The 21,484-nt window shown below is 69.4% G+C and carries 22 protein-coding genes; 12 read left to right on the forward strand and 10 right to left on the reverse strand.

From position 1 onward, the window contains the following. The first annotated feature begins 93 nt into the window (after positions 1–93). From prfA to ACS5Q7_RS00605, 4 genes are all read left to right on the forward strand, one after another. On the forward strand, positions 94–1,179 hold the full coding sequence (gene prfA, locus ACS5Q7_RS00590) for a peptide chain release factor 1 (RefSeq protein ID WP_478337497.1): 1,086 nt from the start codon (positions 94–96) through the stop codon (positions 1,177–1,179). Next, positions 1,176–2,051, forward strand: a complete 876-nt coding sequence (gene prmC / locus ACS5Q7_RS00595; protein ID WP_478337498.1) for a peptide chain release factor N(5)-glutamine methyltransferase — start codon at positions 1,176–1,178, stop codon at positions 2,049–2,051. Before prfA ends, prmC begins: the two co-directional genes overlap by 4 nt. 494 nt (positions 2,052–2,545) lie before the next feature. Then, the gene (locus ACS5Q7_RS00600; protein ID WP_478337499.1) at positions 2,546–3,649 is read left to right on the forward strand and encodes a DUF4167 domain-containing protein; all 1,104 of its coding nucleotides are present in this window, start codon (positions 2,546–2,548) and stop codon (positions 3,647–3,649) included. A 98-nt stretch (positions 3,650–3,747) separates the two neighbouring features. Next, a complete protein-coding gene (locus tag ACS5Q7_RS00605) occupies positions 3,748–4,623 on the forward strand; it encodes a cell envelope integrity EipB family protein (protein ID WP_478337500.1) in 876 nt (291 codons plus the stop codon). Positions 4,624–4,647: 24 nt separating this feature from the next. Here the strand turns inward: ACS5Q7_RS00605 and ACS5Q7_RS00610 are convergent, their stop codons facing one another. Beyond that, on the reverse strand, positions 4,648–4,950 hold the full coding sequence (locus tag ACS5Q7_RS00610; protein ID WP_478337501.1) for a DUF3572 domain-containing protein: 303 nt from the start codon (positions 4,948–4,950) through the stop codon (positions 4,648–4,650). A 73-nt stretch (positions 4,951–5,023) separates the two neighbouring features. Here ACS5Q7_RS00610 and ACS5Q7_RS00615 point away from each other — a divergent pair, with 73 nt between their 5' ends. The 5 genes from ACS5Q7_RS00615 to ACS5Q7_RS00635 all read left to right on the forward strand — a co-directional run bounded on the left by ACS5Q7_RS00615 (position 5,024) and on the right by ACS5Q7_RS00635 (position 10,348). Continuing rightward, positions 5,024–5,395, forward strand: coding sequence for a response regulator (locus ACS5Q7_RS00615; protein ID WP_243930743.1), 372 nt, complete (start codon positions 5,024–5,026; stop codon positions 5,393–5,395). A gap of 83 nt (positions 5,396–5,478) precedes the next feature. Next, positions 5,479–6,852, forward strand: a complete 1,374-nt coding sequence (locus ACS5Q7_RS00620) for a PleD family two-component system response regulator (protein ID WP_478337502.1) — start codon at positions 5,479–5,481, stop codon at positions 6,850–6,852. Positions 6,853–6,968: 116 nt separating this feature from the next. After that, the gene (locus ACS5Q7_RS00625; RefSeq protein WP_478337503.1) at positions 6,969–7,931 is read left to right on the forward strand and encodes an acetyl-CoA carboxylase carboxyltransferase subunit alpha; all 963 of its coding nucleotides are present in this window, start codon (positions 6,969–6,971) and stop codon (positions 7,929–7,931) included. After that, entirely contained in the window at positions 7,928–8,659 is a 732-nt protein-coding gene (locus ACS5Q7_RS00630) for a DUF1796 family putative cysteine peptidase (RefSeq protein WP_478337504.1), read from the forward strand. The genes ACS5Q7_RS00625 and ACS5Q7_RS00630 overlap by 4 nt, the downstream gene beginning before the upstream one ends. Before the next feature lie 144 nt (positions 8,660–8,803). Next, complete coding sequence (locus ACS5Q7_RS00635; protein ID WP_478337505.1) at positions 8,804–10,348, forward strand: L,D-transpeptidase family protein; 1,545 nt, start codon at positions 8,804–8,806, stop codon at positions 10,346–10,348. 10 nt (positions 10,349–10,358) lie between these two features. Here the strand turns inward: ACS5Q7_RS00635 and ACS5Q7_RS00640 are convergent, their stop codons facing one another. Beyond that, positions 10,359–10,532 carry a YqaE/Pmp3 family membrane protein gene (locus tag ACS5Q7_RS00640; protein WP_243953360.1) on the reverse strand — a complete coding sequence of 58 codons (174 nt, stop codon included), beginning with the start codon at positions 10,530–10,532 and terminating at the stop codon, positions 10,359–10,361. A gap of 85 nt (positions 10,533–10,617) precedes the next feature. On the opposite strand from ACS5Q7_RS00640, the gene ACS5Q7_RS00645 reads away from it, so the two are divergent. Continuing rightward, a complete protein-coding gene (locus ACS5Q7_RS00645; RefSeq protein WP_478337998.1) occupies positions 10,618–10,917 on the forward strand; it encodes a GIY-YIG nuclease family protein in 300 nt (99 codons plus the stop codon). Between the two features lie 139 nt (positions 10,918–11,056). Here ACS5Q7_RS00645 and ACS5Q7_RS00650 read toward each other — a convergent pair whose 3' ends face one another. The 8 genes from ACS5Q7_RS00650 to ACS5Q7_RS00685 all read right to left on the reverse strand — a co-directional run bounded on the left by ACS5Q7_RS00650 (position 11,057) and on the right by ACS5Q7_RS00685 (position 19,379). Beyond that, complete coding sequence (locus ACS5Q7_RS00650; RefSeq protein WP_478337999.1) at positions 11,057–12,634, reverse strand: cytochrome c; 1,578 nt, start codon at positions 12,632–12,634, stop codon at positions 11,057–11,059. A gap of 89 nt (positions 12,635–12,723) precedes the next feature. Next, complete coding sequence (locus ACS5Q7_RS00655; protein ID WP_478337506.1) at positions 12,724–13,044, reverse strand: hypothetical protein; 321 nt, start codon at positions 13,042–13,044, stop codon at positions 12,724–12,726. Then, positions 13,044–13,535 carry a TspO/MBR family protein gene (locus ACS5Q7_RS00660; RefSeq protein ID WP_478337507.1) on the reverse strand — a complete coding sequence of 164 codons (492 nt, stop codon included), beginning with the start codon at positions 13,533–13,535 and terminating at the stop codon, positions 13,044–13,046. The genes ACS5Q7_RS00655 and ACS5Q7_RS00660 overlap by 1 nt, the downstream gene beginning before the upstream one ends. Next, a complete protein-coding gene (locus ACS5Q7_RS00665) occupies positions 13,532–14,749 on the reverse strand; it encodes a geranylgeranyl diphosphate reductase (RefSeq protein WP_478337508.1) in 1,218 nt (405 codons plus the stop codon). The genes ACS5Q7_RS00660 and ACS5Q7_RS00665 overlap by 4 nt, the downstream gene beginning before the upstream one ends. A gap of 3 nt (positions 14,750–14,752) precedes the next feature. Continuing rightward, the gene (locus ACS5Q7_RS00670) at positions 14,753–16,075 is read right to left on the reverse strand and encodes a BCD family MFS transporter (RefSeq protein ID WP_478337509.1); all 1,323 of its coding nucleotides are present in this window, start codon (positions 16,073–16,075) and stop codon (positions 14,753–14,755) included. Beyond that, positions 16,075–16,959 carry a chlorophyll synthase ChlG gene (chlG, locus tag ACS5Q7_RS00675; protein ID WP_478337510.1) on the reverse strand — a complete coding sequence of 295 codons (885 nt, stop codon included), beginning with the start codon at positions 16,957–16,959 and terminating at the stop codon, positions 16,075–16,077. The genes ACS5Q7_RS00670 and chlG overlap by 1 nt, the downstream gene beginning before the upstream one ends. A 125-nt stretch (positions 16,960–17,084) precedes the next feature. Further along, positions 17,085–18,524 carry a transcriptional regulator PpsR gene (ppsR, locus tag ACS5Q7_RS00680; RefSeq protein WP_478337511.1) on the reverse strand — a complete coding sequence of 480 codons (1,440 nt, stop codon included), beginning with the start codon at positions 18,522–18,524 and terminating at the stop codon, positions 17,085–17,087. A 36-nt stretch (positions 18,525–18,560) separates the two neighbouring features. Beyond that, positions 18,561–19,379: a cobalamin B12-binding domain-containing protein gene (locus tag ACS5Q7_RS00685; protein WP_478337512.1), complete on the reverse strand. Its 819-nt coding sequence runs from the start codon at positions 19,377–19,379 to the stop codon at positions 18,561–18,563. A 311-nt stretch (positions 19,380–19,690) separates the two neighbouring features. On the opposite strand from ACS5Q7_RS00685, the gene bchF reads away from it, so the two are divergent. Both bchF and ACS5Q7_RS00695 read left to right on the forward strand, forming a co-directional pair. Then, a complete protein-coding gene (gene bchF, locus ACS5Q7_RS00690; RefSeq protein ID WP_478337513.1) occupies positions 19,691–20,209 on the forward strand; it encodes a 2-vinyl bacteriochlorophyllide hydratase in 519 nt (172 codons plus the stop codon). After that, on the forward strand, positions 20,206–21,480 hold the full coding sequence (locus tag ACS5Q7_RS00695) for a ferredoxin:protochlorophyllide reductase (ATP-dependent) subunit N (protein WP_478337514.1): 1,275 nt from the start codon (positions 20,206–20,208) through the stop codon (positions 21,478–21,480). Before bchF ends, ACS5Q7_RS00695 begins: the two co-directional genes overlap by 4 nt. Positions 21,481–21,484: the final 4 nt, after the last annotated feature.

Here is a 21,484-nt window from a genome sequence, read left to right on the forward strand (position 1 = left end):
ACGCCCGCTGCCACCTTGCGAAACCTTCCGCCGGGGTTGTACCCCCTCGCGGAACCGGGCCGACACACCGACGTCCCCACAGAATAACGGGCGATGATACCTTTCCCCCCCGAACGCCTCGACGCCATCCTCGTTAGGCACGACCTCGTCACCGCGCAGCTCGCCTCCGGCGAGGGCGAGGCCGAGATGGTCGTGCAGCTCTCGCGCGAATTGTCGGATCTCGATCCCGTGGTCGCGGCGATCCGCGAGTACCGCTCCGCCCTCGATAACCTGCGGGGCATCGAGGCGATGATCGACGAGGCCGGCACCGACCCGGAGATGCGCGCCTTCGCCGCCGAGGAGAAGCCGCCGGCCGAGGAGGCGCTTGAGGCCGCCCACCGCGCCCTGCAACTGATGCTGCTCCCGAAGGATGCGGCGGACGAGAAGAGCGCCATCCTCGAAATCCGCGCCGGGACCGGCGGCGATGAAGCCGCCCTGTTCGCCGGCGACCTGTTCCGCATGTACGCCAAATACGCGGAGACGAAGGGCTGGCGGGTCGAGGTGGTCTCGGAGAGCGAGGGCACGGTCGGCGGCTACCGCGAGGTGATCGCCGAGGTGAAGGGCAGGGGCGTGTTCGCCCGGATGAAGTTCGAGAGCGGCGCCCACCGGGTGCAGCGCGTGCCCGACACGGAAACGCAAGGCCGCATCCACACCTCCGCCGCCACCGTCGCGGTGCTGCCGGAGGCCGAGGATGTCGACATCGTCGTCAACGACGCCGACCTGAAGATCGACACGATGCGTGCCCAGGGCGCGGGCGGCCAGCACGTCAACAAGACGGAATCGGCGATCCGCATCACCCACCTGCCGACGGGGATCGTGGTCTTCGTCCAGGAGGAGCGCTCGCAGCACAAGAACCGGGCGCGGGCGATGTCGCTCCTGCGCGCGAAGCTCTACGACGCCGAGCGCACCGCCAAGGATTCCGCCCGCGCCGCCGACCGCAAGGCGCAGGTCGGCTCCGGTGATCGCTCTGAGCGGATCCGCACCTACAATTTCCCGCAAGGGCGGGTGACGGACCACCGCATCAACCTCACCCTCTACAAGCTCGAAGAGGTGATGGCCGGCACCGCCCTGGACGAGGTGGTGGACGCGCTCATCGCCGAGCACCAGGCGGAACTGCTCGCCGCCGAGGGCATGGCGTGAGCGGGGAGGGCGGCCTCGACGCCTCCCTGTCCCTGCGCGACGCGATCCGCCGGGCGGGCGCCGTCCTCGCCGCCGCCGGCATCGCGCAGGCCGAGGGGGATGCGCGCTTCCTCGTGCTCGGCCTGCTCGGCCTGTCCACCCGCGATCTCGCCCTCGACGGCCACCGCCCCATCGGCGGGGAGGCGCCTCGCCTGTCGGAAGCATTGGCGCGGCGTGTGGCCGGGGAGCCGGTGGCGCGCATCCTCGGCGCCTGGGAGTTCTGGGGCCTGCCCTTCACCCTTGGACCGGACACCCTGGTGCCGCGCCCGGACACCGAGACCGTCGTGGAGGCGGCGCTCGCCGCCTTGCCCGACCGGCACGCGCCGCTCCGCGTTCTCGATCTCGGCACCGGCTCGGGCTGCATCCTCGTGGCGTTGCTCAGCGAGTTGCCGAACGCCACCGGCTTCGGCCTCGACCGCTCGGAGGCGGCCCTGCGCATCGCCCGCGCCAACGCGGTGGTGAACGGGGTCGGCGGCCGGGCGCATCTCGTCCGGGGGGATTGGTGCGCCGCCCTGCGCGGACCTTTCGACCTCGTGGTCTCGAACCCGCCCTACATCGCCGCCGCCATCATCGCCGGGCTCGACCGGGAGGTGGCGGAGCACGATCCCCGCGCCGCCCTCGACGGCGGAGCGGACGGGCTCGATGCCTATCGCGGCATCCTCGGCGCCCTCGGGCAGGGCGACATCCTGAAGCCCGGCGCGCCCGCGATCCTCGAGATCGGATACGATCAGGCCGAGTCCGTCCGAGCAATCGGCGTGGCCAGCGGGCTTCACGTTGCGGGATTGTTTCAGGATCTCGCCGGACTCGACCGTGCTCTCAGCTTCGTGCATTGAATTTGGCCGCGTGGGCTCCCAGATCGAGCCATCGAATACAAGTCGAGCCGTCGCCCGCAGCCAGCGTAGCGCCCGCGAGGAGCCGCAAACCGAAAAAAGCTTGTTGCAGCGCGCAGAAGACGGTAGAGTCCGCTTGAAGATCGCGAACGTTTCGTTAAGACGAACCGCGATAGGGTCGGTGGAGACCACGGCCGCCACGTAGTTCGCCGACCCCCTCAAGATCCGGAAGATGGTGTACGCGAGGCTCGCGCGCCGGTCCGGTACCGCTCGAATCTGACAACCGGCTTGTGGTCCGCGCCGATGCCTCGGCCTGCGACGCGAGGGGTGGTTCAGGCGATCGTTGAGGTTCGTGCGAGGTGTTGCACGGCTGCTTTCGGGCAGTACGGGTCGGGACGCCGCACCGCAGCTGTGCGCGATCCCGGACGTCCCTTTAGACTTGTCTGGCGTGAACTGAGGGTCACTGAAGACCGATGAGACCGAACCAGAATCGACGGATGCGCGGGCGCAATCGCCCCAAGGGTCCCAATCCGCTCACGCGCTCGTACGAATCGAACGGCCCCGACGTCAAGATCCGCGGTACCGCTCAGCATATCGCCGACAAGTACGCCCAGCTCGCGCGCGATGCGCTGGCGGCCGGCGACCCGGTTGCGGCCGAGAATTACTTCCAGCACGGCGAGCATTACTTCCGCATCATCTCCGGTGCGCAGGAGCCGAGCCGCCCCGTCGCCGGCGGCTATGCCGCCCGTGCCTTCGACGAGGACATGGAAGAGGGCGAAGAGGAGGCTCAGGGCCAGCAGGGCGGCCAGCCGAACGGGCATGCCTATAACGGCCAGGGCTACGGCCAGGACGAGTACGGCGACCCCGGTCACCAGCCTCAGCCCTACGAAGGCCGCCAGGATTACCAGGACAACGGACGCCAGAACCGCGACCGTTTCCAGAACCGCGACCAGCGCCGCTTCGACGGCCAGCCGCGCCAGGACAACGGGCGGCAGGACAACGGCCGGCAGGACCGCCAGGATTACGGCCGGGACCGTCAGCGGCAGGACAATCGGCAAGACAACAACCGGCAGGATTACGGGCGGCAGGACCGCCAAGATTATCCGCGCCAGGAGTTCCGCGGCCAGCAGGAGAATGGCCGGCAGGACCGCCAGGATCGTCCGCGCCAGGATTACCAGCGCAACGAGGGCCAGGAGTTCCGCCAGGACCGTCCCGAGCGCCAAGAGCGCCAAGACCGTCCCGAACGGCAGGACCGTCCTGAGCGGCAGGACCGTCAGGAGCGACGCGAGTTCCGCCCCGAAACGCCGCGCGGCGAGTTCCAGCGCCCGGAGGGGACGCCCCGCCGTGAGCGCCGCCGCGAGGAGCCGGCCGCCGTCACCGAGGAGGCGGCAGCCCTGCCGGCCTTCCTGATGGCCCCCGCTCGTCCGGCCGCTCCCGCCGCCACGCCGGAGCCCGTCGAGCCGCCGCCGGCCACCGAGGCTGCCGCCGACGAGGCGCCCGCGCCGAAGGCCCGCCGCCGCCGTCGTCCGCGCTTCGAAAGCGCGACGGCCGAGGCCGGCGAAGGCAGCGCCCCGTCCTCCGACGACACGCCCACCGAGTGAGGCTCGACCCCGCCGCCCCGCGATCATGCCGGGCGGCGGGGATTGTCCTGCGACCCAGGGCTGTCTATCTCGCGTCGGCCGTGAAACCCTGGATTCCGATGGCCGCTCTGCCCCGACGCCTCCTTGCCGGCCTTCTGGTTCTTGCGAGCCCCGCGCTCGCAGCCCCCGCCACGCCGGAGCCGAAAGAGGCGCCCGCCCAGGCGCCAGCGCCCGTCATCCTGGCCAATCACCGAGCGGTCTACGATCTCGCCCTCACCGGCAGCTCGAGCACCCGCTCCGTCGAGTCGGCGCGCGGGCGCATCGTCATCGATTTCCGGGGCGATGCCTGCCGGGGCTACACGATGCAGACCCGTCAGGTCACGGAGCTGACCTCCAGCGAGACCGGGACCCGCGTCTCGGACCTGCGCAGCACCACCTTCGAGAGCGGGGACGCGCGCGAGTTTCGCTTCAAGACCACCACGATCTCGGACGGCGACAATTCCGCTCCCGTCGACGGCATGGCGACCGAGGACGACAACGGCCTGACGGTGAAGCTGAAGGGCAAGGGCAAGCCTGTCACGGTCGCGGGTCCGGTGCTGTTCCCCAGCGCCCACATGCGCAAGCTGGTGGAGGTGGCCCGCGCCGGGCAGACCACGCTCTCGGTGAAGGTTTACGACGGCTCGGATGACGGCCGGAAAGTCTACGACACCTTCGCGGTGATCGGCCATGAGGCGGTCGCCGGCACGGACCTGGAAAAGCCGCTTCAGACCGGCCCCATCGCCTCGGTGAAGCGCTGGCCGGTGAAGCTGACCTACTACACCGAGGGCGCGGGCGAGCGCACGCCGATCTATACGCTGAGCTTCGACCTCTACGAGAACGGCGTCAGCGGGCGGATCAAGCTCGATTACGGCGAGTTCGTGCTGGCCGGCACGATGACCACCCTCGACCTCGACACGTCGGCGCCGAAGGCCACGGGCAAGGGCTGCACGCCTTAACCGCAGGGCCGGACTCCGTCGGCGTCAGGCCCATTCGTCGTCAGGCCGGGGCGAGAGCTTCTGCCAGGCGGCGATGATCCGTTCCGGCTTGATCTCCAGGGCGCGGGCGCAGGCGAGCAGCACCGGCTCGTCCCCCGCGACATGGTCGAGCACGCCCGCGAGGAAGGCGGGATCCTTGGCACCGGCCCGGACAGCCTCCAGATCAAGCCCGGTCGAGGCGAGAAAGGGAAAAAGGCGGTCTTCATCCCCAAGGATCCACAGAAGAACATCGAGGGCGAGGCTTTCCGTCGAGTCATCCGCTTGATGCGGTTTGCCTTTCGTCAACATGTAACCCTTAAAACCGACGCAATGGGGCTGATGGGTCCTTAATCATGATCGGCTCTGACCGAGGCAAGGAACCATGTCGAAGACGGTGCTCATCGTCGAGGACAACGAACTGAACATGAAGCTGTTCAACGACCTCCTCGAGGCGAACGGCTACGCGACCCTGAAGACCGCCAACGGCATCGAGGCGATCGAGCTCGCCCGCGCCCATCATCCCGACCTGATCCTCATGGATATCCAGCTGCCGGAGGTGTCCGGCCTGGAGGTCACGAAGTGGCTGAAGGAAGACGACGATCTGAAGTCGATTCCGATCATCGCCATCACTGCTTTCGCCATGAAGGGTGACGAGGAGCGCATCCGCGAAGGCGGTTGCGAGGCCTATTTGTCCAAGCCCATCTCGGTCGCGAAGTTTTTGGCAACGGTTCGCGCGTATCTTGAACCCAAATGACGCGGCGCAGGGCCGTCTCCCTCGTCGCGAGATCTTGAGTCGCGCCTGAGGATGGCGACGGCGAGCGACGCAAGCGAGGTAGCATGTCGGCCCGCGTCCTGATCGTCGATGATCTATTCCCGAACGTCAAACTGCTCGAAACGAAGCTCGGCCTCGAATATTTCGACACGCTCGCGGCGATGAACGGCCCCGATGCCATCGCGATCTGCGAAAAGGGCCTGTGCGACATCGTCCTGCTTGACGTGATGATGCCGGGCATGGACGGATTCGAGGTGTGCCGCCGCCTGAAGAGCAATCCCGTCACCGCCCATATTCCGGTGGTGATGGTCACCGCCCTCGACCAGCCCTCCGACCGGCTCAAGGGCCTCGACGCGGGCGCGGACGACTTCCTGACCAAGCCCGTCGACGACACCGCGCTGTTCACGCGCGTGCGCAGCCTCGTGCGCCTGAAGGCCGTCACGGATGAGCTGCGCCAGCGCGCGCTCGCCTCCCGCGCCTTCGGGATGGGCGACCCTCTCATCACCGCCGCCGCCGAGACCGGGCTCGACGCCCGCATCCTCCTCGTTGAGGACCGGCCCGGCGCCGCCGAGCGGATGGCGATGGCGCTGAGCCAGCACCATCGCGTGACCGTCGAGGCCGATCCGCATCTCGCCATCCAGGTGGCCGCCGAGGGTGATTTCGATCTCACTCTGGTGAGCCTCGACCTTCAGGACCATGACGGGCTGCGCCTGTGCAGCCAGCTCCGATCGCTGGATCGGACGCGGGGTATGCCGCTCATCATGGTCGCGGAGGCGCATGACCGCGCGCGGATCGTCCGCGGTCTCGATTTCGGCGTGCACGATTACCTGATGCGCCCGGTGGACCGGAACGAGCTTCTGGCCCGCGCCCGGACCCAGGTGCGCCGCAAGCGCTATTCCGACGTGCTGCGCGGCGCCATGCAGGCGTCGCTGCAGATGGCCGTGACGGACGGGCTCACCGGCCTGCACAACCGCCGCTACCTCGACAACCACCTCGGCGTCCTGTTCTCCGAGGAGGCGATGCGCCTTCGGCCGCTCGCCGCGCTCATCCTCGACATCGACCGCTTCAAGGCGATCAACGACACCTACGGCCACGAGGCCGGCGACGAGGTGCTGCGCGCCTTCGCCGAGCGCGTGCGCCAGCACACCCGGCCGATCGACATCGTGGCTCGCTACGGCGGCGAGGAGATCGTGGTGATCCTGCCGGATTCCGGCCTCGCCGAGGCCCATGCCATCGCCGAGCGCATCCGCGAGCGCATCCAGGCGGTGCCCTTCGCGATCCAGCGCGACACGCGCAGCCTGCCCGTCACCGTCTCGATCGGCGTCGCCATCCGTTGCGCCGACGATGCCTCGCCGGGCGATATGCTCCGGCGGGCGGATGAGGGCCTGTACGAGGCGAAGGCCGGGGGCCGGAACCGGGTCGTGGCCCAGGCCGCCTGAACCGCCGACGGACGGCAGAGGTTGACAGCGGGGGGCTTTGCGCCAACACCTCGCGCCGGCCGCGGCCGGGCTCCCTACCGGGCGTGCGACACCCCACGACTCGGTTACGGAACTCCATGGCGGTAACGCGCTCCTATCTCGACTTCGAGAAGCCGGTGGCCGAGCTCGAAGCGAAGCTCGAAGAACTGCGCGCCGTGGGTAGCCAGGACGGTGCCGTCGCGATCAGCGAGGAGGTCGGCCGGCTGGAGGCGAAGGCCCGGCAGGCCCTCGCAGAGATCTACGCCGCGCTCACGCCCTGGCAGAAGACGCAGGTGGCCCGCCACCCGCAGCGCCCGCACTTCGTCGATTATTGCGCCGGGCTCATCACTGAATTCACCCCGCTCGCGGGCGACCGCGCCTTCGGCGAGGACGAGGCCATCGTCGGCGGCTTCGGCCGGTTCAACGGCCGCCCGGTCTGCGTGCTGGGCCAGGAGAAGGGCGCCACCACCGAGGCGCGCCTGCGCCACAATTTCGGGATGGCCCGCCCCGAGGGCTACCGCAAGGCGGTGCGCCTGATGGAGACCGCCGACCGGTTCGGCCTGCCGGTCATCGCCTTCGTGGACACGGCCGGCGCCTATCCCGGCATCGAGGCCGAGGAGCGCGGGCAGGCCGAGGCCATCGCCCGCTCGACCGAGGCCTGCCTCGGCCTGTCGGTGCCCAACGTCGCGCTGGTGATCGGGGAGGGCGGCTCGGGCGGTGCCATCGCGCTCGCCACCGCCAACCGGGTGCTGATGCTGGAACACGCGATCTACGGCGTGATCTCGCCGGAGGGCGCGGCCTCGATCCTGTGGCGCGACGGCGGCCGGGCGCACGAAGCCGCCACCGCCATGAAGATCACCGCGCAGGACCTGCTGCGGCTCGGCGTCATCGATGCCATCGTTCCCGAGGCGGTGGGCGGCGCGCACCGGGACCGGGAGGGCGCGGTGCAGGCCGCCGGGCAGGCCATCGCGGAGTCGCTCGCGATGTTCGACGGGCTTGACGCCGCCACGATCCGGAACCGCCGGGCCGACAAGTTCCTCGAAATCGGAAGGCGCCTGTGACGGCAGCGGCCGGGCTGCGCGGCGCGCTCGGCCGTCTCGGCCGCCGTTTCGCCCGCCGCGACACCCGCGAGCCGGGGGCGTTCAACACGATCTCCCTCGGCTGCAATTGCCAGATGGCGCATGTCCTCAAGACACTGGACCTGCGCGCGTGGTCCGGTCCGTTCGACTGGATCTTCACCATGCCGGGGATGGTGCGGGATTGCCTTGAGGACGATTTCGCCGCGCTGACCGACCGCCGCGAATTGGAGAGCATTCCCGTCTCCGAACGCCGGGGCGAGGGCATCTGGAAGGGGCGCCACCGCCTCTACCGCGCGCGGCATGGCCTCGACTGCGTGTTCAACCACCACGATCCGGCCGCCGACCCGACCGATTACGCCTTCCTGACCGAGGGCGTGCGCCGGATGCGCGTGGCCCTCGACACGCCCGGCACACGCAACCGCCTGTGGATGATGACGCACCTCTACACCCCCCGCCCGGTGGTGGAGGAGATCGATGCGCTGCTCGGCCGGCGGGCGAGCACCAACCACCTGACCTTCGTACAGCTCATGCCCGGCCACGCGCGGGTCGAAGTGATCGAGGCTGTCGATGTGTCCCAAAGCCTGCGCTGCCTGACGATCAACAGCCCCACCGAACCGGTCGGCCTGCGCCTCGCCAATCCGGCCGACGACGCGGCGCTCGTCGGCATCCTCCGCGTGGAAGCCGAATGCCGTCCCGAGCGCCTGACGTGATCCACAGATCGCGGCGGCGTGTTGCAACGGCGCCATTGCGGTAACGAAGGCGCAAGCTTAACGACGGTAGACGGTTGGGGAGTGACGCCTGAAGCCGGCCGATGCCAACGGCCTCCGGGCGAGAGTTCGAGGACGAGGTTCCCCATGACGGCGCGTCCCGCACTTGCGAGGATGCTGGCGGCCGCAGCCTTGACCGCCCTTCTGCTCGGCGCCTGCCAGGACGGCAGCGGGATTTACGGTCCCACGGCCCGCAGCATTGCCCCCATCGCTCCGCAAACCTTGGCTCTGATGCAGACCAAGGGGATGCAGCAATCCGACCCGATCCTGATCCGCGCCTACAAGAAGGAAGCGGAGATGGAGGTTTGGAAGAAGGGCGCGGACGGCAAATACGCCCTGCTCAAGACCTTCCCGATCTGCCGCTGGTCCGGCCAGCTCGGCCCGAAGACCCGGGAAGGGGATCGCCAGACGCCCGAGGGCTTCTACACGATCACCCCGGGCCTGATGAACCCGAACTCCTCGTACTATCTGTCCTTCGACACTGGCTTCCCGAACGCCGTGGACCGGGCGAACGGGCGCTCCGGCCGCTACCTGATGGTGCACGGCACCTGCTCGTCGGCGGGCTGCTTCGCGATGACGGACGCCTCGATCGCCGAGATCTACGCCATCGCCCGCGAGGCCTTCATCGGCGGCCAGCGCAGCTTCCAATTCCAGTCCTACCCGTTCCGGATGACGGCCAAGAACATGGCCAAGTTCAGGAACGACCCGAACGCCCCGTTCTGGCGGAACCTCAAGGAAGGCTCGGATTATTTCGAGGCCCTGCGCGAGGAGCCGAAGATCGGCGCCTGCGGCACCCGCTACGTGTTCGGCGGGGCGGACGTCGCGGCCGGCTCGTGCAAGCCGAAGGTCGATCCCCTGGTCGCGGAGAAGCGCGCCGAGGACGAGCGCGAGATCGCCGAACTCGTCGCCAAGGGCACGCCTGCGGTGCGGGTGGCCTATCAGGACGGCGGCCAGAACCCAGTCTTCCGCCCGCAGAACAACCCGACCACCTTCGCGAGCCTCGGCGGCACCGAAACGGTCCTACCCTACGACGCCAAGGAATACGGCCGCCACAACCTCGGAGAGGTGAGCCGGCCGGAGACCCTGGCCGCCGGGCCGGAGGAAGTCGAGATCGACGTGAAGGGCCGGCCGGTGATGCTCGCCTCCGCCGCGGGGCCGACCACCACGGCCTCGACCACGCCGAAGGCCGTGGCTCTCAAGCCTGCGGACAAGGCGAAGGGTCCGGTGAAGCCTGCGCCGACCACGCTGATGGCGTCTCGCCCCGAGGAGCCGGCCGTCGCGCCGGAGAAGCCTGCCCGTATCGCCGTGGCGGACGCGGACGACGATTCGGACGGCTACCGAAAGCTGCTCGGCTCGCTGTTCGCGAAGGACAAGCCCGCGCCGGTCGTCACCCCCGCCACCGATGCGGCGACGGTGGAGCCGATCAAGGTCGCGGCGCATATCGAGCCGCCGGTCTCGAAGCCGGCCGCCGCCAAGCCGGCCCATGCGAGCAAGGAGCATGGGGAGCACAAGGCCGAGGCCAAGACGGTCGAAGGCAAGAAGATCGAAGAGAAGAAGGTCGAGGCGAAGAAGCCGGAGCCGGCCAAGCCGGCCCATCGCCAAGCCGTCGCGAAGGCGGACGCGAAGCCCTAAGGGCGCGATCTCAAAGGAGCGGCCGGTCGCGGTTCATGAGCCACAGGGCGTGAACCGTGCCGGGCAGCCAGCCCAGAATCCAGAGCACGATGTTCAGCAGGAACTGAATGCCGAAGCCCGTCGTGACCAGTACGGCGATGGGCGGGAAAAAGATCGCGAGCAGAATCCGGATGAGGCTGGACACGGGAACTCCGTGAGAGGTGAGGGCGGTTGCGCCGCGGTAACGAAGCGGAGCGGTGACGGTTCCGCCGGAAAGGTTGCGAGCCGCGATGCCTCATGCGATCTATATGTTGGCGAGCCGCCGCCACGGGACGCTCTACGTCGGTGTCACGAACGATCTCGCCCGCAGGGTCTATGAACACAAGAGCGGCCGAACTGGGAGTTTTACTACCCGATACGGTGTGACCCGCCTCGTCTGGTACGAGTTCTATGACAAGATCACCGACGCGATTGATCGCGAGAAGGTGCTGAAAAAGTGGCGTCGTGACTGGAAGATTCGGCTGATTGAAGAGTTCAACCCGGATTGGTCCGATCTCTACATGACGCTTGCGGGCTGGACTGGCCATTAGCCCGCTTTGTCATTCCGGGGCTCGCAAAGCGAGAGCCCGGAATCCAGAACCGCGCCAGCTCCAGCAGGGAGCGTCGTGCGTCTGGATTCCGGGCTCCGCTACGCGGCCCCGGAATGACGAGAAGAGAGCGACCGCAGCCTCATTTCGGCGGCGTGGTTGCGCCCGGGATGGCGGCGGGGACGTTCGCGGCCTGCTTCTCCGGGTTCTTCACCTGGCTGTATGAGACGTTCGAGAACGTCCCGATCACCGCCGGCCAGCTCGGATTGGCGTATTGCGGATCGTCGCGGCCGACCTTGCAGAACGCGGTGGTGAGGCCGTTGACGATGTCGTCGTCGGTCGCGCCGGTCTGCTCGGCCTTGATCTGTGGCGTCAGCCGGGCGAGCGTCGGCACGAAGTCCTGCTGCTTCAGGCCCTTCAGGCTGTCCTGGATATTCAGCTTGTCGAAGGCCGCCTTGAGCTTGTCCTGCTCGATCTCGGCGCAGGGCGCGGTGCCCGCCAGCATGGTCTTCGTCGCGGCACGCGCGTCGGAGGCCTCGGAGCCGGACAGGACCGGCGCCTTGTTGCCCCAGGCGTTGCGGACGTAATCGGTGACGTTCTTCACCTCGACATCGGTCATCTGCTGGCCGATGGCGACCATCGGGGCGAGGCCGCTCTGGGCGGCGAGGCCACCATAGATCACCCGCAGCACGGTCTCCGGCCCATGGGATTGCACGGAGGTGTTGCCGGCGAGCGCGGGCACGGCGCCCTCGATGCCCTTGCCGTCCGGCTGGTGGCAGGAGGAGCAATAGGTCAGGTAGGTCGAGGCGCCGGGGGCGTCCTTCGTGTCGAAGGCGGCGAGGTCCTTGGCCTTGTAGGTCTGCTTGGCGGGCACCGTCCGCAGGTAGGCGACCATCGCCTTCAGATCCTCCTCCTTCACCTTGGAGAGGGATTCCATGATGGTCTGGCGCATCGGGCCAGCGGCGACGCCCGGCCGGTCGCCGGGGGCGGTGCCGGTCTTGAGGTAGGTCACGACCTGCTCGTCGGTCCAGGCGCCGATGCCCTGGTGTCCGTCGGGAGTGATGTTCGGGGCGTACCAGCCGTCGATCACGCCGCCACCGAACCGCCCGGCGAAGCTCGAATTGCCGACGAGCTTGTTCTCGTTGTGGCACATGGCGCAGTGGCCGAGACCCTCCACGAGGTAGGCGCCGCGGTTGACCTCGGCGCTGGCATTCGGATCGGGCTCGAAGCGCTTCTCGGTGAAGAACGCCGTACGCCACGTCACCAGGGCGGTGCGGACGCTGAACGGGAATGGGATCTGGCTTTCCTGCCGCTTCTCGTTCACCGCCGGAATCGACTGCAGGTAGGCCCAGATCGCCTTCGTGTCCTCGTCGGTGACCTTCGTGAACCAGCCGAAGGGGAAGGCCGGGTAGAGGTAGCCGACGTGCTTGCTGTAGCCCTGCCGGAAGGACTTGTCGAAATCCTCGTAGGAGTAGTCGCCGAGGCCGGTTTCCTTATCGGGGGTCAGGTTCGGGGTCATGATGACGCCGAAGGGCATGTTCAGGGCGTAGTTGCCGGCGAGGTACTTGCCGCCGGGCGCCGTGTGGCAGGCGGCGCAATCGCCCATCGTCACGAGATACTTGCCCCGCTCGACCGGATCCTGGCTGTCCTGCGCCCAGGCGGGCGCCCCGAGGATGGTGCCGGCGAGCAGGCCGGACGCAAGGACGAAGCTGCGCTGCATGGCCTGCACCTCCAGGGCGAGGACTTCAGAAGAATTCAAAACGGTTGCCGCGCGTGAACGCGGGGTCGGAAACTGTTGTTCCTGCCGCGCTAGCCGCGAACCTGCGGCCAAGCGTCCTTTTGTGGAGCGCCGTGCGGGGATGCCGCAGGGCGCAGGCTCTTCCGGCGCAGGATCAGGTCGGCGACGTGGGCCACGAGCCCAGCGAGCATCCAGCAAGCGACGACCGGCCAGGCCGATCCGGTGAGGGCGGCACGCAGGGCGAGCATCAGCGCGGCCCCGGCGGCGATGGTGGCGCCGAAGGGGGCGAAGCGGGCCGCCCCCCGGCAGAGGAAGACGAGCAACACCGCCTCGGCCGCTACGCCGACGAGGATGAGGTCGATGATCCGGCCGGAGGCGAACAGCCCCTCCATCACACGAGGCTCCGGCGCGGGTTCAATTGCACGATGCGCAGGTTGAGGCAGGCCGCGACGCTGACCCAGGCGAGATAGGGGAGATTCAGGAGCGCGGCGGTGAGGCTCGTGCGCCCCACGGCGAGCATCAGCACGAGGATCGAGAGCCACAGCATCGCGACCTCGACCAGCGCCCAATCGGGCCGGCGCATGCGGAAGAACAGCACGCTCCAGGCGATGTTGAGCACGCTGTTGATGGCGAAGACGGTGGCGATCACGGGTCGGGCGGCCGGATCGGCGCCCCAGGCGAGGACGCCGGATGCCGCCGTCATGGCGAAGATCGTCGCCCAGATCGGCCCGAAGGCCCAATCCGGCGGCTTCCAGGCCGGCACGCGCAGCCTCTTGTACCAAGCGTCCGTACGCGTCGCGACGCCGCCGGCCACGGCCACCAGCACGGCGCAGACGGCGGCGACGAGGGCCGTCCTCCAATCCGCCTGCGCAAGGGCGTTCACGGCGAGACCCAGCGGAACAGGTGGGCAAGGTCCTTGAAGAAGATGCGGACATGGGCCGCCGGCTTCGCCCGGACCAATTCCTTGTTCATGTAGGAATCCCAGGTGAGCTGCTGCACGTCCTTGTCGCGGCAGATCGAGACGAAGCGCTCGCGCAACCCGTCGCTGCGGTACCAGACCCACTGCATGATGCCGAGGATCAGGAAGACCCGTCCGTGCTGCTTCATGAAGCGGCGGCGGGCGAGGCCGAGCGCCTTGGCGTCGCCGCTGGCGAGAAAGGCTTCGGCCGCCTCGGCCGCGAGGCGCCCGCCGAGCATGGCGTAATAGATGCCCTCGCCGGAGGCCGGCGCCACGACACCCGCCGCGTCCCCCGCGAGGAGCACGTCGCGTCCGTTGTCCCAGCGCTTCAGGGGTTTCAGGGGCAGGGGTGCCCCCTCGCGCCGCACCGTCTCAGCCTCGGCGAGGCCAGTCGCCTCACGAAGGGCGCGGATCGAGGAGCGGAGCGAGAAGCCCTTGCGGGCGCTGCCCGTGCCGATGCTCGCGGTCTCGCCGTGGGGGAAGATCCACGAATAGAAGTCCGGCGAGTGCCGCCCTTGGTAGAACACGTCGCAGCGGGTCGGGCCGATGGCCGCCTCGCCCGCCTCTCCGGCGCGGGGCACGCGGACGATCTCGTGATAGGCGAAGACCTGCCGCATCTTGTCGTGGCCCGGCACCTCGGCGCGACCGACCGGCGAGGTGGCCCCGTCCGCGCCGATCACCAGTTTGGCACGCACGCTGTGGTGCTTCAGGCTCTCGCCCTTGCCGGTGGTGAAGTGGATGACGGCGGGGCCGTCGTCGGACCGCGCGATGCGCTCGAACGTGGCCTCGCGCAAGTCGGCGCCGGCCTGCGCCGCACGCTCGCGCAACCAGGGGTCGAAATCCTTGCGGTCGACCATGCCGACGAAGCCGTCGCCGACCGGCATTTCCACCTCCTTGCCGCTCGGCGCGATCATGCGCGCGGCGCGGATGCGGGCGACGAGGAGATGGTCGGGGATCGCGAAGTCACGGATCAGCCGGGGCGGGATCGCGCCGCCGCAGGGCTTGATCCGGCCCGGCTTGTCGAGGAGCAGCACCGAGCGCCCCCCTGCGGCGAGGTCGTGGGCCGTCGTCGCCCCCGCCGGCCCACCGCCCACCACCACGATATCGAAGGTCTCGCCCGCTCGTTCGTGCTGGATCATGGCTCACCTCGCCTCGAATGCCGGATTGAGCGGGAAGGAGGAGGGCGCCGCGTCGAGGCGCAGCGCCACCGCGACCGCCACGAGGAACAGCACGCCCTCAGCCACGAAGACGGTGGCGTAGGCATGGACCGGATCGGCCACGACGAGGCGCATGACATCGACGGCGAAGGTGCCGAGCACCCCACCGCTGCCGAAGGCGACGCCCTGCGCCGCCCCCCAGACGCCCATGCGGGTGCCGCGCTCGCGCTCGCCGCCGCTTCCGGCCAGTGCCATCATCGAGCCGATCGCCGCTACCGCGTAGATGCCGTTTGCGAAGCCGAGGGCGAAGACCGCGCCGCGTAGCGGAAAGTCCGGCCCGGAGGGTCCGCCCGCCGCGATGGCGAACAAGGCGAGGCCCGAGGCGCCGCAGCCGATGGCGATCCAGAGCCGCAGGGAGGCGAGGGCGGTGCCCTTGGCCAGCAGCGTCACCGCCGCCACGAGGAGCATCCCCACGAGCACGCCGCCATGCTGGAGCCCGGCGAGCTTCGTCGTGGCGCCTGGCCCCATGCCGAAGACCAGCCCGGCATAGGGTTCGAGGATGAGTTCCTGCGCGCTGTAGGCGAGCATGGAGACGAAGACGAAGATCGTGAAGCGCCGGGCGACGGGGTCGGCCAGCACCTTGCTCAGAACCTGCATGAAGGGCGGCTTGGCCTCCGGGGCCTCCGGCCGCGCGGCCGGCAATCGCGCTTCGATGCCGGTGACGGCCAGGGCCGCGACGCAGAAGGCGATGAGGGACACGCCGCCGGAGACGGCCACGAGGCGCATCACCGTGAAGGGTTCGAGGAAATGCCCGGCAAGCGGCGCGGTCAGCGCGAAGCCGAGGATCATCATCACCCAGACGAGGGTCGCCGCCGCCCCGCGCCGCGCCGGGGCGACGCCGCCCGCGAGCAGGACGAGGAGCGAGGTCCCCGCCGCCCCGACGCCGAGGCCGACAAGCAGGAAGGAGAGGGCGGCGAGCGCCAAGCCGGCGACGAGATGCGTCTGCGCCAGCGCCGTCCCGCAGGCCGCCCCGAAGCCGCCGAGGCAGAGGGTCGCCATGCCGCCGAGGATCCACGGGGTGCGCCGGCCCGTCCGGTCCGAGCCATAGCCCCAGCGGGGACGCAGAACCTGCACGGCGTAGTGGATCGCCACCAGCAGCCCCGGCACCAGGGCCGGCAGGGCGAGTTCCACCACCATTACCCGGTTCAGCGTCGAGGTCATCAGCACCACGACGCCGCCGAGGGCGGTCTGCACGAGGCCGAGCCGCAGGATCGACGGCCAGGAGAGTTGCGCGGGCTCGCGGGCCATCAGGCGCCTCCCACCAGCGGGCGCAGGGCGAAGGCGGTGGCGAGCATCCCGAGCACGTAGAGGGTCGTGCCGGTGCCGTTGTACCAGGCCGCCCGGCCGCGCGGGTCGTCGAGGAAGCGGACCATCAGCGCCGCCTGCCCGGCGAGCAGCGCGACGATGATCGCGGCGTGCCACGGCCGCCCCCAGGCGAAGAGCAGGCCGATCACCACCACCTGCGGCAGCGCCATGACGAGGCAGGCGAAGCGCGCGGCCCGCGCCGGGCCGAGCTGCACCGGCAGGGAGCGCACGCCGGTCGCGATATCCCCCTCCACCGACTTGAAGTCGTTGAGGGTCATGATGCCGTGCGCGCCGATGGAATAGAGCAGCGCGGTGAGGAGCACCCGCCAATCGGGCATGGCGGCGGCCATCACCGCCGCGCCCGTGAACCAGGGCAGGCCCTCGTAGCAGATCGCCACCGCAGAGTTGCCCCACCAGCCATTGCCCTTCAGGCGCAGGGGCGGCGCGGAATAGAGCCACGCCAGCACCAGCCCGAACAGGGCGGCGCCGAGGATCCACGGTCCGAGTGCCGCCGCGACGACGAGGGAGAGGGCGGTCCAGCCCATCGCGAGGTAGAGACCCCAGCGGCCGGGGATGCGGCCCGACGGAATCGGCCGGTTCGGCTCGTTGATGGCGTCGACATGCCGGTCGAACCAATCGTTCGCCGCCTGGCTCGTGGCGCAGACCAACGGGCCCGCCAGTACGATCCCCGCCGCGATCACCGGCCATTGGCCATGCGCGGGGACGCCAGATGAGACCACGCCGCAGGCGAAAGCCCACATCGGCGCGAACCACGTAAGCGGCTTCAGAAGCTCGACGACGGCACTGGGAGCGGGCGTGGCGGCCATGGCGGGAGGCTATGCCAGCCCCGCGAGGTGTCAAGTCAGAATGACACTGGCCGCGTCATATGGCGTCGATTCCGAAACGGCGCCTGCGAACCGCGGCAGTAACGGATTCAATATTCGTCAACTGCTCACGCGTCGTCGCCGGGGTCGAGGTCGCCGACGCCGTAGCGGCGCATCTTGGCGTAGAGCCCCTGCCGGGACAGGCCCAGCATCTCGGCCGCCGAGGCGCGGTTGTCACGGGTGATCCGCAGAGCCGCCTCGATGCACAGCTTCTCGATGAGATCGGTGGTCTCCCGCACCAAGGTCTTCATCGAGACGCGACCGACCAGTTCGGCCATCTGCTCCACCGAGCGCGGCTCCGCGCGGGTGCCGACATTCAGCGCCGAGCGGGGCGGGAGGGCGCGAATCGACAGGCCGATGCAGGCCGGCGTGCCGGCCGATGCCACGGCGGCGACCTCCACATCCTCCATCCCGCCATAGGCGCCGCGCACCACGGTGGCGAACCGGCGGACGGAGCCGTGGTCCTGCAAGGTCGCGAAAAGGGTCCGCGCCTCGGTCTCGTCGCGGGCGAGCCATTCCTCGATCGGGCGGCCCCGCGCCTGTCCCTCGGCGGCCAGTTGCGCCAGTTCGAGGAAGGCGGCGTTGGCCCAGACCACCCGGTGCCCCGAATCGGTGATGACGAAGCCCTCGGGCATCGCCTCGATCAGCGCGCGGGTCGGCAAGGTGCCGGACGTGTCCTGCGGGGCGCGCTCGGCGGCGCCCTGGTCGGGAATGAGGCGCAGGATCGCGCTGGTCCCACCCTCGCCGCGGAACAGCGAGGCCGAGATCGTCACCTCGCCGCGTCCCTGGAGCAGCGCGGCACGGATGTCGGTCGCCTGACCCGTGGCGCGGAGCGATCCGTGCTGCGCCTCGAGGGTGCGCAGGCTCGCCGGATCGAACAGTTCGACCACATCGACGCCGACGAGCCGGCGCACCGCCCGGCCGAGCAGCCGCGCGGCCGAAGGGTTGGCCTCGATCACCCGGCGGGTCGTCGAATCCACCACCAGCACCGCCTCGCCACAGATCTGGAACAGCAGGCGGTAGCGGGTCTCGGCAGCGCGGAGCCGGTCGTAATCGCGCTCCAGCGTCTGCTGCGTGTCGGCGAGGCGGCGCTGAAGGGCGGCGACGGTGCGCATGTCGCGCCCGAGGACGAGGATCGGCCCGTCCGCCTCGGGGCGCAGGGCGGTGTAGCGAATCGGGAGGTCGATGCCGGTGGGCGAGGGGTGGTTCACCTGCCGCCAGCGGGTGATTTCCCCCGCGCCGGCATCGCGCAGCAATTCATCGACCTTGGTGCGGCTCTCGACGGTGACGGTGTCGACAAGACGCCGGCCGAGCCAGCCGCCGATCTTCTCCTCGGCGAAATCCGCCGCGCCCGCAGCGCCGCGAATCACCCCGTCCGCATCGACGATGAGCGACAGGTCGGAGGCAGCCGTTACGGCGAGCCCCGCCGCGTTGCCGCCGAGGAGAGCGGCGACCTTGGGCAGGGCCTCATTCGAGACCGGCTGAGCGGTGCGTGGTCGGGGTGTCACGGATGTCTGTCGCAGTGCGTCGATTCGTCTAACCTTTCAGCAAGCCACGGCCGGTCTGTCCAGCATGGCTTCCGCAAGACCGGGCGCTGACCACGCATCCGGGGCGAAGGCATCGGCCCCGAACGCGATCGGATCGGCTCCGGTGCGCGCGAAATACGATCCGCCAACCAACACGAACAGCGAAGGGTTGCGGGAAGCCCTGCGAAGGGCCGGAATCAGCGTCTGAACCGCAGGGGCGCAGACATCGCAGGAGAGCGAAAGGCCGAGCATGTCGTACCAGCCGGAACTCAGGAGATCGGCCGCGTCGGCATCGGAATGGCCGAGGTTCGTCACCTCCCAACCCGATTCGCGGAAGAAGCTCGCAAGGATCGACAGCCCGTAGACATGCGTTTCGCCGGGGCAAGGCATCAACAGGATACTGCGTCCGGACGGGGCCGCCGAGCGCTCCATGCCCGCGCACAGGCGCCGGGTGAGCGCCTGGAGCCGGCCGAGCCCTTCCGTCACCGCCAGGAAGTCGCAGGTATCCTCTTCCCACATCGTGCCGAGGCGGCGCGCCGCCGGGGCGAGGATGTCGAGAAGCAGGCTGTCGAGGGACAGGCCGGCGCCGAGCAGCGCCTCCACCGCCGTGTCGAGATCGAAGGGATCGGGGTGCAGCAGCACCGCCGCCAGCGCCTCGGGGTCGTGCAGCGGCGCGACCGGCGCCCTGCGCGTCGGACGGCTGTGGGCAAGCATCAGCCGTGGAAGAATCTCGGCCTCGACGAGCCACGCGAGCACGTCGCGGTCGCCGTCGCCCTGCTCGCGATCGAGAATCAGGCCCGAATAGCCGTCGTCACAGAGGTGCCCCAGATCGTCCATCGGCATCCCTCCCGGCACTGCGGGCTCTGACGGCCCGCTCCTATGGTCGCGTCGTCATACTTGGCTTGTCGCTATAATCGGCCGGTCATCGGCTGAAAGGGACACTCCCTACTGCATTGACCGGCAGCCGAACCTCGGCGGGTACAGCCTACGCGGGAAAAAGACTTTGGCAACGGATTGACGCGGACACCTCGCAGAAAAGTGTCACGACCATAAACCGTCAAGCGGGATTGACACTTTCCGGGGGGCAGATAGGTTCGAGGCCAACCGGGACGGCGTTACGGACCGGATTGGCAGGCGAGGGCGAACCCATGGGTCGGCAGGACCTCGGTCGCGGAACCCGGCCGGCACTTCCGCTCTACACGGCAGATGAGCGGCTGAGGCGGGATGCCTCGCCGTGGACGCTGGTGCAGGGCGTGCTCGCCCCCCTGCAATTCGCGATCTTCCTCGTGAGCCTCGGCCTCGTCCTGCGCACCCTGTCCACGGGCGAGGGCGCCGCCGCCGCCCAGGCCTCCGTCGTCGTCAAGACGCTCGCCCTCTACGCGATCATGATCACGGGCTCGATCTGGGAGAAGGACGTGTTCGGGCGCTACCTGTTCGCCCCGGCCTTCTACTGGGAAGACATGGTCAGCATGCTGGTGCTGGCCCTGCACACCGCCTACCTCGCCGCCCTGACGACCGGGGCGCTAGGCGAACGGGGCCTGCTGCTCCTCGCGCTGGCCGCCTACGCCACCTACGTCGTCAATGCCGGGCAGTTCGTCCTGAAGCTGCGCGCCGCCCGGCTGCAGGGCACCGGTTCGGCCATGCACCCGGCGGGGGCGATGTCATGAACGCGCCGCTCCCCCATACGCCCGGCTGCGGCGGCATCGACCTGCACCGGGAGGACGGCCAGCGCGCCGTCTTCTGCGGCCTCACCGGCATCGTCTGGCTGCACCGCAAGATCCGCGACGCCTTCTTCCTCGTCGTCGGCTCGCGCACCTGCGCCCACCTGATCCAGTCGGCGGCCGGCGTGATGATCTTCGCCGAGCCGCGATTCGCCACCGCCATCATCGACGAGCGCGACCTCGCCGGGCTGGCCGATTGCAACGAGGAGCTGGACCGGGTGGTCGCGCGCCTCGTGGAGCGGCGGCCGGACATCAAGCTCCTGTTCCTTGTGGGCTCCTGCCCGTCCGAAGTGATCAAGCTCGATCTCAGCCGGGCGGCGCAGCGCCTCTCGGCCAAGCTCTCGTCGGTGAAGGTGCTGAACTATTCGGGCTCGGGCATCGAGACGACCTTCACCGAGGGCGAGGATGCCTGCCTCGCCGCTCTGGTGCCGGATCTGCCCGCCGAATCGCCCGAAGCGGCCCCCTCGCTCCTCGTGGTCGGCGCGCTGGCCGACGTGGTCGAGGACCAGTTCCTCCGCCTCTTCGCCGCGATGGGCATCGCGGATGTGCGCTTCCTGCCGGCCCGGCACGCCAACGCGATGCCGGCGGTCGGGCGGAACACCCGCTACCTCCTGGCGCAACCCTTCCTCACCGGCACGGCGCGGGCGCTCGACGAGCGCGGCGCCAAGCGGCTGGCCGCCCCGTTCCCGCTGGGCGCCGAGGGCACCACCGGCTGGCTCGCCGCTGCGGCGGAAGCGTTCGGCGTATCGCAATCGACCTTCGATTCCGCCACCGCCGCCGGCCGGGCGCGGGCCGAGACCGCGCTCTCACCTTACCGCGAAAAGCTCGGCGGCAAGCGGGTGTTCTTCTTCCCCGATTCGCAGCTCGAAGTGCCGCTCTCGCGCTTCCTGGCGCGGGAGGTCGGCGCGACTCTCGTGGAGGTCGGTACGCCCTACCTGCACCGCGCCCATCTCGCCGCCGAGATCGAGCTTCTGCCGGAGGGCACCCGCGTCACCGAAGGCCAGAGCCTCGACGACCAGATGGACCGCTGCCGCGCCGCCCGGCCCGACCTGACGGTCTGTGGCCTCGGCCTCGCCAACCCGCTGGAGGCGGAAGGGCTGACGACCAAGTGGTCGATCGAACTGCTCTTCACCCCCGTCCAGGGCTACGAGCAGGCGGGCGACCTCGCCGAACTCTTCGCGCGGCCGCTCGGCCGGCGCGCGCTGCTGGAGGTGTAGGGCC

The sequence above is a fragment of the Methylobacterium sp. Gmos3 genome (assembly GCF_056430985.1).